Here is a 20,238-nt window from a genome sequence, read left to right on the forward strand (position 1 = left end):
TTCCAAAATCAAAAAGCCATCACCCACTTTGCTTATGAGCCCTGTTGCCCGCCGTCTAGCGCGGGATATTCAGCAGGTCCAGGTGCTCCGGCAGGATCTCTTCACCGTCACAGACCAGCAACGCGAAGTGGATGACATTTTCCAACTCGCGGGTATTTCCAGGCCAGGCGTGGGCTTCGAGCGCGTGCTGCGCAGCCTCGCTGATCAGCGGCACAGCGCGCTGTTGCCGCACGCTGTAGATGCCGACGAAATACTCGGCCAGCGGCAGGATATCGCCACGCCTTTGGCGCAGCGGCGGCAGGTCCAGCGCGCCTTCGCGCAGGTACAGGTAAAGCCTCTCGTTGAATCGACCGGCCTTCACCACTCGCGCCAGATCGACGCTGGAGGCAGCGACCAGGCGTACATCAACCGCCTGCGGTTGCTGGGCGCCGACCCGGGTGACTTCACGGGTCTCGAGGGCGGCAAGCAGCTTGCCCTGAACAGCCAGCGGCAAGTCGGCTATCTCGTCCAGGTACAAGGTGCCGCCATTGGCCGACCCGAACCAACCGGCTCGACTGCTGGCGGTTCCACCATGGGCGCCGGCGCTGTAGCCGAACAGTTCGGCATCGGCATAGGTGGGACTGATGGCCGCGCAGTTGACCGACACGAACAGCCCGCTGCGATCACTGGCCCGATGGACCTGACGCGCCAGCAATTCCTTGCCGGTGCCGGTTTCACCCCGTATCAACACTGGCAGCGGTTGGGGGGCCAGTCGCTCCAGCGCCTGACGCAAGGCCTGCGAACGAGGGTCGATGAACACCAGCGCCTTGGCACGGATGCTCAGGGGGCTTTTGTCCAGTTCAGGAAAGGTCAGCAGCGGCTGGCCAAATGGGTTTTGAAGGGTCATGACGAACTCCCGCCCCAGACCTGCGATGGCCGGGCGTCAGGTGCAGCGGTAATCGGTAGGGTCGCTCAGGCGCGGCGCAGTGCGCGCTGTTCGACCCGGCTTTGCAGGCGGTACAGGTAGGCGAAGCCCTGCTCCCAGCGCTCATGTCCGGACTTCACGTTGATATGTCCGGCGTTGGCCAACAACCCCGCTTCGGCACCCCAGGCGCGAGCCAGGTACAGCGCACGGGGCACGCTCACCGCCGGGTCATTGTCGGAGCTGACCACCTGGCTGGGGAACGGCAGTGCCTGCAGCGGGATAGGCGCAAAGTTGCGCAGTGCCGGCGCACAGGTAGGGCGCTCGACATCGGCGGGCGCCACGAGCAATGCACCGCGCACTCGACGTAGCAGGGACGGGCTGGCGTGTGCAGCCCAATGGGCCACGGTAATGCAACCCAGGCTATGGGCAATGAGAATCACCGGCGAGCGTTCAGCGGCGATGGCCTGCTCCAGTGCTTGAACCCAATCATGGCGTTGCGGGGTCAGCCAGTCGTGCTGTTCGACCCGGGCACTGTTGGGCAAGGTACGCTGCCAGTGACTCTGCCAGTGGTTGTCTGGCGATCCTTGCCAGCCCGGCACAATCAGGTAACGAATCGACTCATTGCGCATGGGGACGCCTCCAGTAAGTTTGCGTGCTTGGAGACCAGTATAGGGAGGGAGTTATATTCGTAAAGGAATAAGAAGCTATTTATTAATAACCAAAATTACTGCCGTCCGTGAATGCAAAAAACCCGGGACATGCCCGGGTTCTTTGTTTCTGGCGGCTCAGATATCCGCCACCTTCTGCCAAACCTTCGGCCGGAAGAACAAGGTCTCCCCACGGGCCAATCCGGTAAGGCTGTCGTGATCCTTGACCACCTCTGCCTCGATCAGCTCGCTCTGCCCCTCCACCTTCAAGGTCACCCGGGTCGTGGCGCCCAATGGGCGAATGTCCCGCACCTCTGCCGCGTGATGTCCTTCCGTCTCGTGCCGCGACAGCGACACCTCGTGCGGGCGGAACAGCACATGGTGGCCTTCGCTCAAGCTCAGGCGGTTGGAGTCACCCAGGAAGTGATAGACGAAATCGTTGGCCGGCTTTTCGTACACCTCACCTGGCGAGCCAATCTGCTCGATCACGCCCTTGTTCATCACCACGATGCGGTCAGCCACTTCCATGGCCTCTTCCTGGTCATGGGTGACGAACACCGAGGTCAGGTTGATGTCCTCGTGCAGGCGCGCCAACCAGCGGCGCAGCTCTTTACGGACCTTGGCGTCCAAGGCGCCAAATGGTTCATCGAGCAACAGCACCTTGGGCTCTACCGCCAGTGCGCGCGCCAGGGCGATACGCTGGCGCTGGCCACCGGACAACTGCTCGGGGTAACGGTCGGCCAGCCAGTCGAGCTGAACCATGTTCAGCAGCTCGTGCACCTTGTCGGCAATCTTGCTTTCGCTCGGACGCTCGCCCTTTGGCTTCATGCGCAGGCCGAAGGCAACGTTGTCGAACACACTCATATGGCGGAACAGCGCGTAGTGCTGGAACACAAAACCCACGTTACGGTCGCGCACATCGTGGCCGGATACGTCCTCGCCGTGAAACACGATGCTGCCCTGATCCGGGGTTTCCAGGCCAGCGATGATGCGCAGCAGCGTGGTCTTGCCGCAGCCGGACGGGCCGAGCAAAGCCACCAGCTCACCGCTGTGGATATCCAGGTTGATGTTGTCCAGGGCCTGGAAGCTGTTGAAGCGCTTGCTGACGTTACGAACTTCGATCGACATGAATTATTCCTCCGCTGCGCTTTGGCGCAGGCGGTTAATACGGTTCTCGCTCCACTGCTTGAGCAGCAGGATGAAGAGCGCCAGGATCAGCAGCAGGCTGGCCACGCTGAAGGCCGCGACGTGGTTGTACTCGTTGTAGAGGATCTCCACGTGCAGCGGCAAGGTATTGGTGACGCCGCGAATATGGCCAGAGACCACCGACACCGCGCCGAACTCGCCCATGGCCCGGGCGGTGCACAGCACCACGCCGTAGATCAGGCCCCACTTGATGTTCGGCAAGGTCACGTGCCAGAACATCTGCCAGCCGTTGGCACCGAGCAGGCGTGCTGCTTCTTCTTCCTGGGTCCCCTGCTCCTGCATCAGCGGGATCAGTTCACGGGCCACGAAGGGCACGGTAACGAAAATGGTCGCCAGGACGATGCCCGGAAGGGCGAACACGATCTGGATATCATGGTCCTGCAACCAAGGCCCGAACAGGCCCTGTGCACCGAACATCAGCACATAGACCAGACCTGCGATGACCGGCGAGACCGAGAACGGCAAGTCGATCAGGGTGACCAGCAGGCTTTTGCCGCGGAAGGTGTACTTGCTCACGCACCATGCGGCGCTGACACCGAATACAAGGTTCAGCGGCACAGAGATGAACACCGCCAGCAGGGTGAGCTTGAGCGCCGACAGTGCGTCTGGCTCGAAGATTGCCTCGAAGAACGTACCGAAGCCATTCTTGAGTGCCTGCGACACCACGATGAACAACGGCAACAACAGGAACAGCGTGAAGACCAGCCAAGCCAGACCGATCAGTACCCGTCGCGAAGTAGCACTGCCACGACGGGCGGCGTTGGCGGCGGCAGCGGCGCCAATGGATGAACTAGACATGAGCCACGGCCTCCTTCAAGGGGTTTCGATGCGGCGCTGCAGCAGGTTGATCAGCAGCAGCAGGATGAAGGAAACCACCAGCATCAGCACGCCGATGGCCGTGGCGCCGGTGTAGTCGTACTGGTCGAGCTTGACCATGATCAGCAACGGCAGGATCTCGGTCTTCATCGGCATGTTGCCGGCAATGAAGATCACCGAACCGTACTCACCCACGCCACGGGCAAAAGCCAGGGCGAAACCGGTCAGCCAGGCGGGCAGCAGCGCTGGCGCCAGGATGTGGCGAAACACTTGTAGCGGCTTGGCACCCAGGCAGGCAGCGGCTTCTTCGACTTCACGCGGGATATCCGCCAGCACCGGCTGCACGGTGCGCACCACGAACGGCAGGGTGACGAAGGTCAGCGCAAGCGTGATGCCCAGCGGGGTGTAGGCGATCTTGAAGCCCAGATCGGTGGCGAACTGCCCTACCCAGCCGGCCGGTGCATACAAGGCCGTCAGGGCGATACCCGCCACCGCGGTGGGCAGGGCGAACGGCAGGTCGATCATCGCATCGATGATCTTGCGTCCCGGGAAGGTGTAGCGCACCAGCACCCAGGCCAACAAGGTGCCGATCACGCCATTGATGATGGCGGCGAACAGCGCAGTGCCGAAACTCAGCTTGAGCGCGGCAAGCACTCGCGGCGCGCTGACGATGTTCCAGAACTGTTCCCAGGTGAGCTGTGCGGCATGCACGAACATGGCGGCCAGTGGTATCAGCACTATCAGACTGAGGTACACCAAGGTGTAGCCCAGTGTCAGCCCGAAGCCGGGTATGACGGGGGAAATGCGACGCGACATAAATATCCCTGGTTTAACGCACTTGGCCCGGCAATTCTGCCGGGCCGGTGCAAGCTTCTGAATCACGCGGCCGCCGCCACAGGAGATCGCGATTCCTAATGGCAGCGGCCTCGTGTCGCGAAAGGGCTGCATAGCGGCCCCCGCGCTTTTTCATGACCCTTACTGTGCCTGATAGATCTGGTCGAATACACCGCCGTCATTGAAGAACTTAGGTTGTGCAGTCTTCCAGCCGCCGAAGTCCTTGTCGATCGTCACCAGTTCCAGTTTCGGGAACTGCTTGCCGAATTCGGCGGCCACCTTCGCGTCACGCGGACGGTAGAAGTTCTCTGCGGCGATCTTCTGGCCTGCAGGGCTATACAGATGCTTGAGGTACTCCTCGGCGATCTTCTCGTTACCCTTCTTCTGGGCGTTCTTGTCGACCACGGCCACCGGCGGCTCGGCCAGAATCGACAGCGAAGGCACGACGATCTCGAACTTGTCGCTACCGCCATCTTCCTTCAACGCCAGGAAAGCTTCGTTTTCCCAGGCCAGCAGAACATCGCCCTGACCATTGTTGACGAAGGTGATGGTCGAGCCGCGGGCGCCGGTATCCAACACTGGCACGTGCTTGAACAGCTCCTGCACATAGGCCTTGGCCTTGTCTTCACTGCCACCGGTTTTCAGGCCGTAGGCCCAGGCGGCCAGGAAGTTCCAGCGGGCGCCACCAGAGGTTTTCGGGTTGGGGGTGATGACAGAGACATCCTGCTTGATCAGGTCGCCCCAGTCCTTGATGCCTTTCGGGTTGCCCTTGCGCACCAGGAACACGATTGTCGAGGTGTACGGGGTGCTGGCATCCGGCAGGCGCTTCTGCCAGTCCTCGGGCAGCGACTTGCCAAGCTTGGCGACTTCGTCGATGTCTCCGGCCAGGGCCAGGGTCACCACGTCAGCGCGCAAGCCATCGATCACCGCGCGGGCCTGCTTGCCCGAGCCGCCATGGGATTGCTGGATCTTCACCTTGTCGTCCGGGTGAGCCTGCTGCCAGTGCTTGATGAATTCGGCGTTGTACTGCTGGTACAGCTCACGGGTCGGGTCGTAGGACACGTTCAACAGTTCGTAGTCCTTGGCGATGGCGGAACCGGCAAAAACAGCACTGGCCAGGGCGGCGAGCGCATAACGGCGGATGGACATGGTGAAGCTCCCGATTGGCATTTTTCTAGTTTTGAATGTGAATCGCGATCAGCCGGACTTGTTGCCAGGCTGCTGCAGGCGGAACTTCTCCTTGCGCTCGATCTGTACGACCTGCGCGTTGTGCACGGTTATCTCCACCGCACCGAAACGCAGATCGCGCAAGGCGCTCTGGATCTCACGCAGAATGGTGGCTTCGTCCTGACCGTCGATGCTACGCAGAGATGCACTCATGCTCGTTCTCCTTGGAGTGAGGTGCCGGGCAGAGGTTTGAAGGGGATGTACGCCTGGCTTGAGTGCAATAGTAGTGAGGTGGGTTTATTCTTAAAAATACTGTTTAAGAATTTTTATATAACCAAAATTAAATCGCGATTTTACACGCGACAAAAAGCCTCGGTGGGAGCGGGCGTGCCCGCGAATGCGGCAGTGAATCCACCATCGCATTCGTGGGCATGCCCGCTCCCACAGGGTTTAATGTTGGGTTTTAGTGCTGTGTTCAGGCTCGCGGATCTTGTACCAGGCCACATACAACGCCGGCAGGAACAACAGCGTCAGCAGGGTAGCCACGATGATCCCACCAATCATGGCGTAGGCCATCGGCCCCCAGAACACTTCGCGGGCAATCGGGATCATGCCAAGGCTCGCCGCTGCCGCCGTCAGCAGAATCGGCCGGCGCCGGTGGTTGGTGGCCTCCACCACGGCATCCCAGGGCGAGAAGCCCTGCGCCTCGAACTCGTCGATCTGGGTCACCAGAATCACCGAGTTGCGAATGATGATCCCGGCCAGGGCCAGAATCCCCAGGATTGCCACGAAGCCCATGGGCGTGCCGGTGGGCACAAGGGCGATGATGACACCGATCAATCCCAGCGGTGCCACGCTCACCACCAGGAACAGCTTCTGCACACTGTGCAGCTGGATCATCAGGAAGGTCGCCATGAGGAACAGCATCAGCGGAATGACTTTGCGGATCGGCCCCTGCGCCTTGGCGCTTTCCTCCACGGTACCGCCGGTGGCCACCTCGTAGCCGGTCGGCAGTTTGCTGATGAATTCGTCAATGCTCGGTTTGAGCTGGGTCACCAGGTCGGTGGGCTGTATGTCGCCGGTCACCGAGGACTTGATGGTGATGGTCGGCTTGCGGTCACGACGCCACACCAGCGGTTGCTCCAGCTCATAGCGCACGGTGGCGAAGGCCAGCAGCGGAATGGAAGTCCCGTTGGGGCTGACGATTTGCAGGTTCTGCAGGGTATCGGGCGAGCCTCGTTCGCTGTCTTCGGCGCGCGCGACCACGTTCACCAGGTAGATGTTGTCGTTGACCTGGGTGATCTGCACGCCGCTGACGATGCTGTTCATCACATTGGCTACATCCTCGGACGAAAGCCCAAGCTGGCGTGCCTTGTCCTGGGCAATTTCGATGCGCATCACCTTACCGGGCTCGTTCCAGTCATAGATCATTTCACCGATATGCTCGTTGCGGTCGAGCAAGGTCGCCAGTTCGATGGCGTGCTTGCGCACCTGGTCGATGTCCGGGCCGCTGATCCGGTACTGAATCGGCCGCCCTACCGGTGGGCCCATTTCCAGCGACTGGACGTTGGTACCGATGCCGACGAACTCCTCGCGCAGTAGCTTTTGCAGGCGGTCCATCATGGCCTGGCGCTCTTCGAATCCTTTGCTGACGATCACCAGCTGGGCGTAGTAAGGGTTCTGCAGTTGCTGATCGAGCGGCAGGTAGAAGCGAATGGCGCCCTGGCCGATATAGGTGCTCCAGTGCACCAGGTCCGGATCGTCCTTGATCTTGGCTTCCAGCCGGTCGACTACCTTGCGGGTCTCTTCGATCGAGGCATTTTGCGGCAGGTTCAGGTCGACCAGGATTTCCGGTCGGTCCGAGGAGGGGAAAAACTGGTTCTGCACGAAACGCTCGCAGAAGATGGCCAGGACGAACAGCAGCACGGTGCCGATGATGGTCAGCCAGCGGTTGCGCATGCACCACAGCAAGCCATTTTCGAAGGCCTTGCCCACCCGCCCCGGCTCGGCTTCATGGGGCTTCACCTGACTGCTGAGAATGTGCACACCCAACACCGGCGCAAAGAACACCGCCACCACCCATGACACCATCAGCGCGACGGCGATCACGGCAAACAAGGTGTAGGTATATTCACCGGCGGAACTGGCATTGAGCCCGATGGGCACGAAGCCCGCCACGGTCACCAAGGTGCCGGTCAGCATAGGAAAAGCGGTGGAGGTGTAGGCGAAAGTGGCTGCCTGCTCCTTGCTCTCGCCCATCTCGAGCCGCGTGACCATGACCTCCACGGTGATCATCGCATCGTCCACCAGCAGGCCCAGGGCGATGATCAGTGCACCCAGGGAAATCCGCTGCATGGTGATGCCGCTGTATTCCATGAACACGAACACCATCGCCAGCACCAATGGAATCGAACAGGCCACCACCAGGCCGGCACGCACCCCAAGGCTGACGAAGCTCACCCCCAGCACGATCACCACCGCCTCGAACAGGGCACTGGTGAAGCCACCGACAGCCTGCTTGACCACCACCGCCTGGTCGGAAACAGTGTGCACTCCGACCCCTATCGGCAAGTCTTCGACCACCTGATCCATGCGCTTTTTCAGCGCCGCACCAAACACCTGGATATTGCCACCGGCCTTCATGCCGATGGCCAGGCCGATGGCGGTTTGGCCGTTGTAGCGGAACATGGGCGATGGTGGGTCGACGTAACCGCGCTCGATGTCGGCAATGTCCGCCAGGCGGAAGAACCGGTCGTTGATGCGCAGGTTGACGGTTTCCAAGTCTTTCTCAGAGGCGAATTGCCCGGTGGTCCGCAGCGAAATGCGCTCCGGACCCGCCTCGATCACGCCCGCCGGCGTGACGGCGTTCTGCGATTGCAGGGCCTGCATGACCTGCCGCTGGTCTATGCCCAGCGCCGCCAGTTTGCGGGTCGAGAAGTTCAGGTACAGCACTTCGTCCTGGGTGCCGACCAGCTCGATCTTGCCGATATTGGGCACATCACGGACCTCGGCCCTGGCCTGCTCCACATAGTCACGCAATTGGCGCAGGGTGAGGCCATCGGCGGTGAAGGCGTAGATCGAACCGAACACATCGCCGAACTCGTCGTTGAAACCAGGGCCCTGGATACCCTGGGGGAACTGACCGCGTATGTCCTGGATCTTCTTGCGCACCTGGTACCAGATGTCCGGGATGTCCTTGGCCTTGGTGGTATCGCGAAGATAGACATAGACCGTGGACTCGCCGGGGCGGGTATAGCTCTTGGTGTAATCGAGCGAGTCGAGCTCCTCAAGCTTTTTCTCGATGCGGTCGGTGACCTGGTACAGCGTCTCGTCCTGAGTCGCCCCTGGCCAACGGGTCTGGATCACCATGGTCTTGATGGTGAAGGAAGGGTCTTCCTCACGCCCCAGGTTGAAGTACGAAAAGATCCCCATCAGCAAACCGACGAACATCAGGTACCAGACGAAGGACTGATGCCGGAGCGCCCATTCGGACAGGTTGAAGCTTCCTTTCATTGCGCGTCCTCATCGAAGGCGACCTTCTGGCCAGGCTTGAGACTGTTCACACCCGCCGTGACGACCCGCTCGCCGGGCTGAACGCCTGAGGCCAGAACGATGCTGTCGTGGGTGCGCTCGATCAGCTTCACGTCGCGGACAGCCACAGTCTTTTGCTGCGGATCGATCACCCAGACCTGCGGCTTGCCATCACGCTCGAGCAATGCGCTCAGGGGAAGTTCGCTGCGTGGCGTGATCGCCGAGCTCAGGGTCACGCTGATGGCAGTACCCAAATGGAAAGCCGCGGGCGTACTCGCCAAGGTCAGGCGTGCACGTCGTGTGCGGGTCGTGGCATCCGCCTGGGGCTCCAGTTCCCGTAGGGTGGCAGTGGTGCTGATAGTGGGATCGAGCTGAGAGGCCACGGTGAAGGTAACGCCCTTGCCGAGCTGGTCGGCCAGGCTGATCGGCAAGTCGATGACCGCCTCCTTGACGTCCGGGCGGGCCAGGGTGACCACGGCCTGACCGGCAGTGATGGTCTGCCCGGCTTCGGCCTGCCAAGCGGTGATGACTGCCGCGTGATCGGTGCGCAAGGTGCTGTAGTCGAGCTGGTCGCGAGCCTGGCTGACTGCCGAGCGCGCCTGCTCGAGCGCAGCGCCAGTCGTCTTGAGGTTGGTCTGGGCGATGTCCAACTGGGCCTGGGCGCCGACACCGCGATCATACAATTGCTGCTGGCGGCGGGCGTCGGCCTGGGCATTGATCCACTGCGCCTGCACCTTCGCCAGGTCGCCCTCGGCGGCACGCAACTGGTTTTGCTGGTCGGTCGGGTCGAGCGTGGCCAAGGTATCGCCTGGTTTCACCTGGGCGCCAACGTCCAGCCAGCGCCGGGCGATGCGACCGGAAACACGAAAGCCCAGGGTGCTTTCGAAGCGCGCCTGGATGCTCCCGGCAAAGCGCCCGAGCTGGGATTGTTCCAGCGGCTCGACCTTGACCGACAGTACTGGCCGGATCGGTTCAGCCACCTGTTGCTCATCGCCGCATCCGGCAAGCAGCAGGCCGGCCAATGGCAACAGCAGCAGGCGCTTCATAGCTCACCTCCTTCGGCCTTGGCGTCGATCTTCTCCACTTGCATGCCCGGGTGCAGCAGCTGCCCACCATTGACCACGACGGTCTCGCCGCTCTTGAGGCCGCTGGCGACCACGATCTTGCCGGTGAGGTAGCGGGTGACTTCGACCTTGCGCAGCTCGACCTTGTCGCCCTCGCCCACCACCCAGACCGCTGGCTCGTGCAGGGCTTTGGTCAGCGCGGCCCAGGGCAGCTCGATGCTCGGCCGGCCTTCGGCATTGGTGGTGGCGGTGACGGGTGCGCCCAGCTGCATGCCGGGCGGCACATCGCGCAGGCCTACCTTGACCTGTACCGTGCCGCTCTGCGCGGAGACGGTCGGGGTGATTTCCCGAACGAAGCCCCGCGCCTTCACCTTCGGGTTATCCAGCAGACTGACGATGACACCTGCATCGCTGGGCGGCGCTACCAGCAACGATTCATAGACGTTGAACACTGCATCACGGTCGCCATCCTGGGCGAGGCTGAAAATCGGCATGGTCGCCTGCACCACCTGTCCGACCTCGGCCTGGCGCTCGGTGATGACGCCATCGGCTTCGGACACCAACGCGGTGTAGCTCAGTTGTTCGTTGGCGTTGGCCAGTTGCGCCTGGGCGGCCTTCAGCGCGCTCTGGTTGCTGCGCAGGGCGGCTTCGGCGGAGTCGTATTCGCTCTGGCTGGTATAGCCCTTGGGCAGCAGCTTCTGTTGCCGGACGAACGCCGCGCTGGTCTGCGTGACCCGAGCCTGGGCAGCGAACACCTCGGCCTTGGCCGAGTCGACGTTGTTCTGCAAGTCTTTCGGATCCAGCCTCGCCAGCACCTGGTTGGCCTTGACGTGATCCCCCACATCGACGCTACGCGAGATGATCTTGCCGCCGACCCGAAACGACAGGTCAGTCTGCACCCGCGCCTGTACATCACCGGTCAGCGTGACCCTGGCGGCGAAATCGGTTGGTTGGACCTCCAGTACCCCCACCCGAGGCAGTACCTCAGGCGTTTCTTCCTTGCTACAGCCCGTGAGCATGTACAACAGCCCCAGGCAGACGACCGACAGCAGACGCGTCACCGTCATGCAGGCCTCCTGGCTTGCGCGCGAACGATTCTTGGGATGCGACTGTTAGCGTAGATCAGGCTTTGGGAAACGGCACTGATGGCAGGAAGGTGGGGAAATCATGGCGGCTTCGAGGGCGCCTTCGCGGGGAAACCTGCGCTTGCAGATTCCGCATGAGCCCATCGCTACAGAAAACCTGCCCATGATTGGCCTGTGCGGCGGGAGAAACGTTTGGCGCATGTTGCGTCAGCGACCCAACCCCTCTGGGATGCGGCTTGGCTTTGAGTCCCTGGTGAGGTCTTCGCGGGTGAACCCGCTCCCACAGGCTCAGTGCAGCCTGCATGAGACCTGTGGGAGCGGGTCACCCGCGAAGAGGCCGGTCAGGCCGACGCAGTGGCCGGAGCCGGGCGCCGCACCTGGGGCTGCGATACGTTCGCCGCCGCACCTTCTTCGATCGCCTGCTGAATCGCCTTGCGACGACGCTCTTCGGCCTGGCGGCTGAAGTACCAGACCAGGAAGGTTACCAGCGACACCGACAGCAGGATCAGGCTGGCCACGGCGTTGATTTCCGGCTTCACGCCCAGGCGCACCGCCGAGAACACTTCCATCGGCAAGGTGGTCGAACCGGGGCCGGACACGAAGCTGGCCAGCACCAGGTCATCCAGCGACAGGGCGAACGACATCATGCCGCCCGCCGCCAGCGAGGGCGCGATCATCGGGATGGTAATCAGGAAGAACACCTTCCACGGCTTGGCACCCAGGTCCATCGCCGCTTCCTCGATCGACAGGTCCAGCTCACGCAAGCGCGCCGACACCACTACCGCCACATAAGCCGCACAGAACGTGGTGTGGGCGATCCAGATGGTGACGATGCCACGCTCCTGCGGCCAGCCGATCATCTGCGCCATGGCCACGAACAGCAGCAACAGCGACAGACCGGTAATCACCTCAGGCATCACCAACGGCGCGGTCACCAGGCCACCGAACAGCGTGCGGCCCTTGAAGCGTGTCACACGGGTCAGCACGAAGGCCGCCAGGGTACCCAGCGCCACCGCTGCCACCGCCGTGTAGCAGGCGATCTCCAGCGAGCGCATCACCGAACCCATCAACTGGCTGTTGTCCAGCAGGCCAACGTACCACTTCACCGACCAGCCGCCCCACACCGTCACCAGCTTCGAGGCGTTGAACGAGTAGATCACCAGGATCAGCATCGGCAGGTAGATGAACAGCAAGCCGAGCACCAGCATCAGCTTGGAGAAACTGAAGCGCTTCATGCCCTGCCCTCCATTTCTTTGGCCTGGCTGCGGTTGAACAGCAGGATCGGCACGATCAGGATCGCCAGCATCACCACCGCCAAGGCAGATGCCACCGGCCAGTCACGGTTGTTGAAGAACTCCTGCCACAGCACCTTACCGATCATCAAGGTTTCCGGGCCACCCAGCAGTTCAGGAATCACGAACTCACCCACGACCGGGATGAACACCAGCATGCAGCCGGCGATGATGCCGTTCTTCGACAGCGGCACGGTGATCTTCCAGAAGCTGTTGAAGGTGCTCGAACCCAGGTCAGACGCGGCCTCTAACAAGCTCGGGTCGTGTTTGACCAGGTTCGCGTACAGCGGCAGGATCATGAACGGCAGGTACGAATAGACCACGCCGATATACACCGCCAGGTTGGTGTTGAGGATCTGCAGCGGCTGGTCGATCAACCCGGTCCACAGCAGGAAGCCATTGAGCAGGCCGTTGTTGCTGAGAATGCCCATCCAGGCATAGACGCGGATCAGGATCGCGGTCCAGGTCGGCATCATGATCAGCAGCAGCAGTACTGTCTGGGTTTCCTTCTTGGCGTTGGCAATCGCATACGCCATGGGATAGCCGATCAGCAGGCACAACAGCGTGCTGAAGAACGCCATCTTCAACGAACCCAGATAGGCCGAGATGTACAGCTCATCCTCGGTCAGCAGTCCGTAGTTGGCCAGGTTCAGCACCAGTTGAACCTTGTCTTCGACGTAGCTGTAGATCTCGGTGTACGGCGGGATCGCCACGTCGGCTTCGGCAAAGCTGATCTTCAGAACGATGAAGAACGGCAGCATGAAGAACAGGAACAGCCAGATGAAGGGCACGCCGATCACCAGATGCCGCCCCTCCGGGGTGATGCGCTTGAAGGCTCGCTTGAGCTTGCTCGGTTTCATGACCGCAGTACCACGCCGCTGTCGTCTTCCCACCATACGTACACTTCGTCGCCCCAGGTCGGGCGGGTACCCTGGCGCTCGGCGTTGGCAACGAACGACTGGACGACCTTGCCACTCGGCAGTTCGACGTAGAACACCGAATGGCCACCCAGGTAAGCGATGTCATGCACCTTGCCACGCGACCAGTTGTGCTCGCAGGTCGGCTGGGTGGTGGTGACCAGCAGCTTCTCCGGGCGCAACGCGTAGGTGATGTGCTTGTCTTCTACCGAGGTAGTGACACCGTGGCCGACATAGATTTTACGTTCGAGCTCCGGGCTTGCGATGATCGCGTGGCCTTCGGCGTCGTCGACCACCTCACCTTCGAACAGGTTGACGTTGCCGATGAACTCGCAGACCAGGCGGCTGGTCGGGGTCTCGTAGACGTCGATAGGGCTGCCGATCTGGGCGATCCAGCCCAGGTGCATGATGGCGATACGCTGGGCCATGGTCATGGCCTCTTCCTGGTCGTGGGTCACCATCACGCAGGTCACACCGACCCGCTCGATGATTTCGACCAGTTCAAGTTGCATCTGCGAGCGCAGCTTCTTGTCCAGAGCGCCCATCGGCTCGTCGAGCAGCAACAGTTTTGGGCGTTTGGCCAGCGAGCGGGCCAGTGCCACACGCTGACGCTGACCACCGGAAAGCTGGTGCGGCTTGCGCTTGGCGTACTGGGTCATGTGCACCAGCTTGAGCATCTCCGCCACGCGGGCTTCGATCTCGGCCTTGGGCATCTTGTCCTGCTGCAGGCCGAAGGCGATGTTCTGCGCCACGGTCATGTGCGGGAACAGCGCATAGGACTGGAACATCATGTTGATCGGCCGCTCGTAGGGCGGCATGTCGGTGATGTCTACGCCATCGAGGAAAATCCGCCCTTCGGTCGGACGCTCGAAGCCCGCCAGCATACGCAGGAGGGTCGATTTACCGGAACCGGAGCCTCCCAGCAGGGCGAAGATTTCACCCTTGCGGATTTCCAGGGACACATCGTCCACGGCTACCGTTTCGTCGAATTTTTTCGTGACCCGGTCGATCTTGACCAGCACCTGCTTGGGTTGCTGGCCACCCTCGAGGGCTTTTTTATAGGCACCGGAGGCAACTGCCATGAGTGAAACTCCCAACAAGATTTGTGTGCCCGCCCCGTCTGGCGCGGCAGGCCTGGATTGTTACTTGCCCGACTTGACCTTGGTCCAGCTGCGGGTCATCAAACGTTGCACCTTGGGTGGCAACTCACTGTTCACGAACATCTTGTCCAGCACTTCCTGCGGTGGGTAAACCGCAGCGTCAGTCCTCACGGCCTGGTCCATCAGGTCGCCAGCCTTGGGGTTCGGGTTGGCGTAACCGACGTAATCACTGACCTGGGCGATAACCTCAGGCTTCAGCAAATAGTTGATGAAGGCGTGGGCCTCTTTCACGTTCTTGGCGTCCTTGGGAATCGCCAGTACGTCGAACCAGAGGTTGCCGCCCTCCTTGGGAATCGCGTAGGCCAGGTTCACGCCTTTCTTCGCTTCTTCAGCGCGGGTCTTGGCCTGGAACACGTCACCGGAGAACCCTGCCGCGACGCAGATGTCGCCGTTGGCCAGGTCGGTGATGTACTTGGAGGAGTGGAAATACGTCACGTAGGGGCGTACCGCCAGCAGCTTCTTCTCAGCCTTGGCGTAGTCCTTGGCATCGGTGCTATTGGGGTTCAAACCCATGTAGTTGAGCACCGCCGGCAGCATTTCGTCCGCCGAGTCGAGGAAGGCCACACCGCACTTGGACAGCTTCTTCATGTTCTCGGGCTCGAACAGCACCGCCCACGAGTCGATGGTGTCCACGCCGAGCGCGGCCTTGACCTTGTCGACGTTGTAGCCGATTCCATTGGTGCCCCACAGGTACGGCACGGCGTACTGGTTGCCCGGATCGTTCTTTTCCAGGCGCTTCATCAGCGCCGGGTCCAGGTTGGAATAATCAGGCAGCAGGCTCTTGTCGAGCTTCTGGAACGCGCCCGCCTTGATCTGCTTGCCCAGGAAATGGTTGGACGGCACGACTACGTCGTAGCCGGTGTTACCGGCCAGCAACTTGCCTTCCAAGGTTTCATTGGAGTCGAAGACGTCCTGCACCGGCTTGATACCGGTCGCTTTCTCGAAATCCGCGAGGGTGTTAGGGCCGATATAATCGGACCAGTTGTAGAAGTGCACCGTAGGCGCCGCTTGGACGCTGCATGCCAGCGTCAGGCCCGCTCCAGCCATCAAGGCCTTGCGTAAAACAGAAATAGACAAGTGGGTGGTCCTCACAATCAGTGCCTCGGTGACGGCTCGCTTCATGGGTACGAGCGCTGCCGCACACGTAAAACCGGCGCGCAACTTACCTTCGCAGCCTCGATGCCGCAATCATCAATTGCCTTTCACTGCCTCTGGGCCGGAAAGCCCCGGCCCAGAGGGTTCAGCATCGGGTTTACTTGCCCGACTTGATCTTGGTCCAGCTGCGAGTGATGACGCGCTGGGCGGCGGCTTCTGGAGCAGCAATCGCGTACAGCTGTTTCTTCACTTCGGCAGGCGGATAGATGCTTGGGTCGCTGGTGATGTCCTTGTCCACGAACTGGGTCGCGGCCTTGTTGCCATTCGGGAAGCGCACGGCGTTGGTGATCTCGGCCATGATCTCCGGCTGCATCAGGAAGTCCATGAACTTGTAGGCAGCGTCCTTGTGCTCGGCATCCTTCGGCATGGCGACCATGTCGTAGAAGGTACCGGCGCCTTCTTTCGGAATGACGTAGTCCAGCTTGACCTTGTCGCCCGCTTCATGGGCACGCGCCTTGGACTGCTCCAGGTCACCCGAGTAACCGACGGCGACGCAGATGTTGCCGTTGGCCAGGTCACCGATGTACTTGGACGAGTGGAAGTAGGTGATCGAAGGACGGATGCTCAGGAACAGGTCCTCGGCGGCCTTCAGGTCTTCCTTCTTGGTGCTGTTGGTCGGCTTGCCCAGGTAGTGCAGTGCGGCCGGCAGCATTTCGGTCGGCGCATCGAGGAAGCTCACGCCGCAGCTCTTGAGCTTGGCGATGTTCTCTGGCTTGAACACGGCGTCCCAGGAGTCGATCTTGTCGACGCCCAGCGCGGCCTTGACCTTCTCAGGGTTGTAGCCAATACCGATCGAACCCCACATGTAGGGGAAGGCGTATTTGTTACCCGGGTCGCTGGCATCGCCGACGGCCTTGAGCAGGTCTTCGTCGAGGTTTTTCCAGTTCGGCAGCTTGGAACGGTCCAGCTCCTGATACACACCAGCCTTGATCTGCTTGGCCAGGAAGTTGTTGGACGGCACAACGATGTCGTAACCGGACTTGCCCGCCAGCAGCTTGGCTTCCAGGGTTTCGTTGCTGTCGAAGACGTCGTACTTGACCTTGATGCCAGTCTGCTTCTCGAACTTGGCGACCGTTTCCGGAGCGATGTAGTCCGACCAGTTGTAGACGTTCAGGACTTTGTCTTCAGCCTGCACAGCGGTGGCCATGGCACCCATCAGGGCTGCGGCCAGCAACGTCTTGCCCATTTTCTTCATGCGTCATGCTCCAGATTTTTTTGATTAGCCATCCGTTCAGCTGCCAGGTCCCGCAGTACACGCGTTGGGCGACTGAAACAGTCGCTAGTCTGGCAAGTTCCAAGGCGCTGTTTCAAGGAAAGCAGAGCCTTGTCCGCAACTAATGTCACAACGCTAGCCTAGCAGGCGCTCACTTGATCGCTTCATAGGTCAGGTCCAGGCACTTGCGCGCCTTCTCTACCAACTCGTCCACCTCTGCATGGCTGATGACCAGGGGCGGGGCGATGATCATGGTGTCGCCGACCGCACGCATGATCAGGCCGTTCTCGAAGCAGAAGTTGCGGCAGATCATGCCTACGCCCTTGCCTTCGTAACGGCTGCGGGTGGCTTTGTCCTTGACCAGCTCGATCGCACCGAGCAGGCCCAGGCCGCGCACTTCGCCAACCAGCGGGTGGTCTTGCAGCTCTCGCAGACGCTTTTGCAAGTAGGGTGCCACATCTGTGCGAGCCTTCTCGACGATCTTCTCGTCGCGCAGGATGCGCAGGTTTTCCAGGCCCACCGCCGCCGCAACCGGGTGGCCGGAGTAGGTGAAGCCGTGGTTGAAGTCACCACCTTCGCTGAGCACCTGGGCGACTGTGTCACGCACGATCACACCGCCCATGGGGATGTAACCGGAGGTCAGGCCCTTGGCGATGGTCATCAGGTCTGGCTTGAGGTCGTAGTAGTCCGAACCGAACCACTCGCCGGTACGGCCGAAACCGCAGATCACTTCGTCGGCGACGAACAGGATGTCGTACTTGGCAAGGATCTCCTTGACCTTCGGCCAGTAGGTCACTGGCGGAATGATCACGCCGCCAGCGCCCTGAATCGGCTCGGCGATGAAGGCCGCGACGTTGTCTTCGCCAACCTCCAGAATTTTCTTCTCCAGTTGCTCGGCAGCCCAAACCCCGAATTCATCAGGGGTCATGTCGCCGCCCTCGCCGAACCAGTACGGCTGAGGGATGTGCACGATGCCCGGGATCGGCAGGCCGCCCTGCTCGTGCATGCCGCTCATACCACCCAGGCTTGCACCGGCGACAGTGGAGCCGTGGTAACCGTTGATGCGGCCGATGATGGTCTGTTTCTGCGGCTTGCCCTTGAGCGCCCAGTAATGACGGACCATGCGCAGCACGGTGTCATTGCCTTCGGAGCCGGAACCGGTGAAGAACACATGGGTCATGCCCTTCGGCGCCACGTCGGTAATGGCCTTGGCCAGCTCCAACGCAGGTGGGTGGGCGGTCTGGAAGAACAGGTTGTAGTACGGCAGTTCTCGCATCTGCTTTTCTGCCGCCTGCACCAGCTCTTCACGGCCATAGCCGACTGCAACGCACCACAGGCCAGCCATGCCGTCGAGGATCTTGTGCCCCTCGCTGTCCCACAAATGCACACCCTGCGCCTTGGTGATGATGCGCGGCCCTTTCTCCTTCAACTGCTTGTAGTCAGAGAAAGGTGCAAGGTGGTGCTCGCCGCTCAGGGTTTGCCATTCACGGGTTTGCGGGTTGTTGACGCTCATGTGCCTCTCCATTTTCCGGCGGCCGCCCTTGAGCGGCCTCAGGGTTGATCAGACAGCGAACAGCAGGAACTCACGTTCCCAGGAGCTGATGACGCGTTTGAAGTTTTCATGCTCGGCGCGCTTGGTGGCGACGTAGCCGGTGATGAATTTCTTGCCCAGGTACTGGGTCAGCGCGCGGCTGATTTCCATACGCTCAAGGGCATCCTCGATGGTCAGCGGCAGGCGCAGGTTACGCCGCTCATAGCCTCGGCCCACCACCGGTGCGCTGGCTTCGATACCTTCGACCATGCCGATGTAGCCGCACAGCAGGCTCGCCGCGATGGCCAGGTAGGGGTTCGCATCAGCACCGGGGAGGCGGTTTTCGACACGCCGGCTCTGTGGCCCGGCATCCGGCACCCGCAGGCCAACCGTGCGGTTCTCTTCGCCCCATTCGACGTTCACCGGCGCCGAGGTATCGGGCAGGAAACGACGGAACGAGTTGACGTTGGGAGCGAACAGCGGCAGCGCTTCGGGAATGAATCTCTGCAAGCCACCGATGTGGTGGAGGAACAGCTGACTCATGCTGCCGTCTTCATTGGAGAAGATGTTCTTGCCGGTGTGCACGTCAACCACGCTCTGGTGCAAGTGCATGGCACTGCCCGGCTCGCCGGTCATCGGCTTGGCCATGAAGGTCGCGGCCACATTGTGCTTGAGCGCCGCCTCGCGCATGGTGCGTTTGAACACCAGGATCTGGTCGGCCAGGTGCAGGGCGTCGCCATGACGGAAGTTGATCTCCATCTGCGCCGTGCCGTCTTCGTGGATCAGCGTGTCGAGGTCCAGCTGCTGCAGCTCGCACCAGTCGTAGACATCTTCGAACAGCGGGTCGAATTCGTTGGCTGCCTCGATGGAGAACGACTGCCGACCGGTTTCCGGGCGGCCCGAACGGCCCACCGGGGGCTGCAGCGGGAAGTCCGGGTCTTCGCTACGCTTGGTCAGGTAGAACTCCATCTCGGGCGCGACGATCGGCTGCCAGCCCTTGTCGGCATAGAGTTTGAGCACTTTTTTCAGGACGTTGCGCGGCGATAGTTCGACCGGGTTGCCCTTCTTGTCGTAGGTGTCGTGAATGACCTGGGCGGTTGGCTCGATGGCCCACGGCACCAGGAACACGGCGTTCTCGTCCGGGCGGCAGATCATGTCGATGTCGGCAGGATCGAGCAGTTCGTAATAGATGTCGTCGTCGACGTAGTCGCCGGTCACGGTTTGCAACAACACGCTCTCGGGCAGGCGCATGCCTTTTTCGGCGATGAACTTGTTGGTGGGCGATATCTTGCCGCGCGTGATGCCGGTCAAGTCGCTGATCAGGCACTCGACTTCGGTGATCTTGTGCTCTTTCAACCAATCGGTGAGCTGGTCGAGGTTGTTACTCATAAATACCTCAGGAGGTAAGGTGGTCCGCGCTCTGATTCTGGATGGAGTACATTGCTAAAGCAAAAACCCGCGCGCAGGACCGCAGTGGATACACTGGAAACAGGCGTATCCGTAATGAGTTCGATGGGCAGAAAGGCGAAAAGAGGTGCGATAGACCGCTACGGGGCGTGGTCCGCGAAGGCCAGGCGTCAATTATTGCGGCCAGTGCAGCCGACCAATCGTCGGGGCGCGCAAATAGGACGGAGATACCCGATGGTGCTGCACTGGCAGCACGTACAGGTCGCGACAAGCGGACCATGTGACCCTCGTATTATTGTGTTCTGGGTT

At 61.2% G+C, this 20,238-nt stretch carries 17 protein-coding genes; all 17 read right to left on the reverse strand.

Features of this window, described 5'->3' with window-relative positions:
* Nucleotides 1–55: 55 nt before the first annotated feature.
* The 17 genes from IF103_RS23625 to IF103_RS23705 all read right to left on the reverse strand — a co-directional run bounded on the left by IF103_RS23625 (nucleotide 56) and on the right by IF103_RS23705 (nucleotide 19,911).
* Complete coding sequence (locus tag IF103_RS23625; protein ID WP_023382932.1) at nucleotides 56–886, reverse strand: sigma 54-interacting transcriptional regulator; 831 nt, start codon at nucleotides 884–886, stop codon at nucleotides 56–58.
* Between the two features lie 65 nt (nucleotides 887–951).
* Nucleotides 952–1,533 (reverse strand): alpha/beta hydrolase, encoded by a 582-nt coding sequence (locus IF103_RS23630; RefSeq protein WP_023382933.1) that lies wholly within the window; start codon nucleotides 1,531–1,533, stop codon nucleotides 952–954.
* 156 nt (nucleotides 1,534–1,689) lie between these two features.
* Nucleotides 1,690–2,679: a sulfate/molybdate ABC transporter ATP-binding protein gene (locus IF103_RS23635; RefSeq protein ID WP_023382934.1), complete on the reverse strand. Its 990-nt coding sequence runs from the start codon at nucleotides 2,677–2,679 to the stop codon at nucleotides 1,690–1,692.
* A gap of 3 nt (nucleotides 2,680–2,682) precedes the next feature.
* A complete protein-coding gene (gene cysW / locus IF103_RS23640) occupies nucleotides 2,683–3,555 on the reverse strand; it encodes a sulfate ABC transporter permease subunit CysW (RefSeq protein WP_023382935.1) in 873 nt (290 codons plus the stop codon).
* A 15-nt stretch (nucleotides 3,556–3,570) separates the two neighbouring features.
* Nucleotides 3,571–4,389, reverse strand: coding sequence for a sulfate ABC transporter permease subunit CysT (gene cysT, locus IF103_RS23645; protein WP_023382937.1), 819 nt, complete (start codon nucleotides 4,387–4,389; stop codon nucleotides 3,571–3,573).
* A gap of 159 nt (nucleotides 4,390–4,548) precedes the next feature.
* Nucleotides 4,549–5,556, reverse strand: coding sequence for a sulfate ABC transporter substrate-binding protein (locus IF103_RS23650; protein WP_023382938.1), 1,008 nt, complete (start codon nucleotides 5,554–5,556; stop codon nucleotides 4,549–4,551).
* Between the two features lie 48 nt (nucleotides 5,557–5,604).
* On the reverse strand, nucleotides 5,605–5,787 hold the full coding sequence (gene oscA, locus IF103_RS23655) for a sulfur starvation response protein OscA (RefSeq protein WP_016489716.1): 183 nt from the start codon (nucleotides 5,785–5,787) through the stop codon (nucleotides 5,605–5,607).
* Between the two features lie 237 nt (nucleotides 5,788–6,024).
* On the reverse strand, nucleotides 6,025–9,087 hold the full coding sequence (locus IF103_RS23660) for an efflux RND transporter permease subunit (RefSeq protein WP_023382941.1): 3,063 nt from the start codon (nucleotides 9,085–9,087) through the stop codon (nucleotides 6,025–6,027).
* Nucleotides 9,084–10,151 (reverse strand): efflux RND transporter periplasmic adaptor subunit, encoded by a 1,068-nt coding sequence (locus IF103_RS23665; protein WP_104883131.1) that lies wholly within the window; start codon nucleotides 10,149–10,151, stop codon nucleotides 9,084–9,086. The genes IF103_RS23660 and IF103_RS23665 overlap by 4 nt, the downstream gene beginning before the upstream one ends.
* Nucleotides 10,148–11,236, reverse strand: coding sequence for an efflux RND transporter periplasmic adaptor subunit (locus IF103_RS23670; RefSeq protein WP_027907215.1), 1,089 nt, complete (start codon nucleotides 11,234–11,236; stop codon nucleotides 10,148–10,150). The genes IF103_RS23665 and IF103_RS23670 overlap by 4 nt, the downstream gene beginning before the upstream one ends.
* Before the next feature lie 359 nt (nucleotides 11,237–11,595).
* The gene (locus IF103_RS23675; RefSeq protein WP_023382944.1) at nucleotides 11,596–12,489 is read right to left on the reverse strand and encodes an ABC transporter permease subunit; all 894 of its coding nucleotides are present in this window, start codon (nucleotides 12,487–12,489) and stop codon (nucleotides 11,596–11,598) included.
* Nucleotides 12,486–13,406 (reverse strand): ABC transporter permease subunit, encoded by a 921-nt coding sequence (locus IF103_RS23680; RefSeq protein WP_023382945.1) that lies wholly within the window; start codon nucleotides 13,404–13,406, stop codon nucleotides 12,486–12,488. The genes IF103_RS23675 and IF103_RS23680 overlap by 4 nt, the downstream gene beginning before the upstream one ends.
* The gene (gene potA / locus IF103_RS23685) at nucleotides 13,403–14,545 is read right to left on the reverse strand and encodes a polyamine ABC transporter ATP-binding protein (RefSeq protein WP_023382946.1); all 1,143 of its coding nucleotides are present in this window, start codon (nucleotides 14,543–14,545) and stop codon (nucleotides 13,403–13,405) included. Before potA ends, IF103_RS23680 begins: the two co-directional genes overlap by 4 nt.
* 60 nt (nucleotides 14,546–14,605) lie before the next feature.
* The gene (locus IF103_RS23690; protein WP_023382947.1) at nucleotides 14,606–15,700 is read right to left on the reverse strand and encodes a polyamine ABC transporter substrate-binding protein; all 1,095 of its coding nucleotides are present in this window, start codon (nucleotides 15,698–15,700) and stop codon (nucleotides 14,606–14,608) included.
* Nucleotides 15,701–15,875: 175 nt separating this feature from the next.
* Nucleotides 15,876–16,973 carry a polyamine ABC transporter substrate-binding protein gene (locus tag IF103_RS23695; protein ID WP_027907214.1) on the reverse strand — a complete coding sequence of 366 codons (1,098 nt, stop codon included), beginning with the start codon at nucleotides 16,971–16,973 and terminating at the stop codon, nucleotides 15,876–15,878.
* A gap of 169 nt (nucleotides 16,974–17,142) precedes the next feature.
* On the reverse strand, nucleotides 17,143–18,504 hold the full coding sequence (locus IF103_RS23700; RefSeq protein ID WP_023382949.1) for an aspartate aminotransferase family protein: 1,362 nt from the start codon (nucleotides 18,502–18,504) through the stop codon (nucleotides 17,143–17,145).
* Between the two features lie 48 nt (nucleotides 18,505–18,552).
* Nucleotides 18,553–19,911: a glutamine synthetase family protein gene (locus tag IF103_RS23705; protein ID WP_023382950.1), complete on the reverse strand. Its 1,359-nt coding sequence runs from the start codon at nucleotides 19,909–19,911 to the stop codon at nucleotides 18,553–18,555.
* Nucleotides 19,912–20,238 lie beyond the last annotated feature (327 nt).

Source organism: Pseudomonas sp. SK2 (assembly GCF_016772395.1).
GTDB lineage: Bacteria > Pseudomonadota > Gammaproteobacteria > Pseudomonadales > Pseudomonadaceae > Aquipseudomonas > Aquipseudomonas taiwanensis.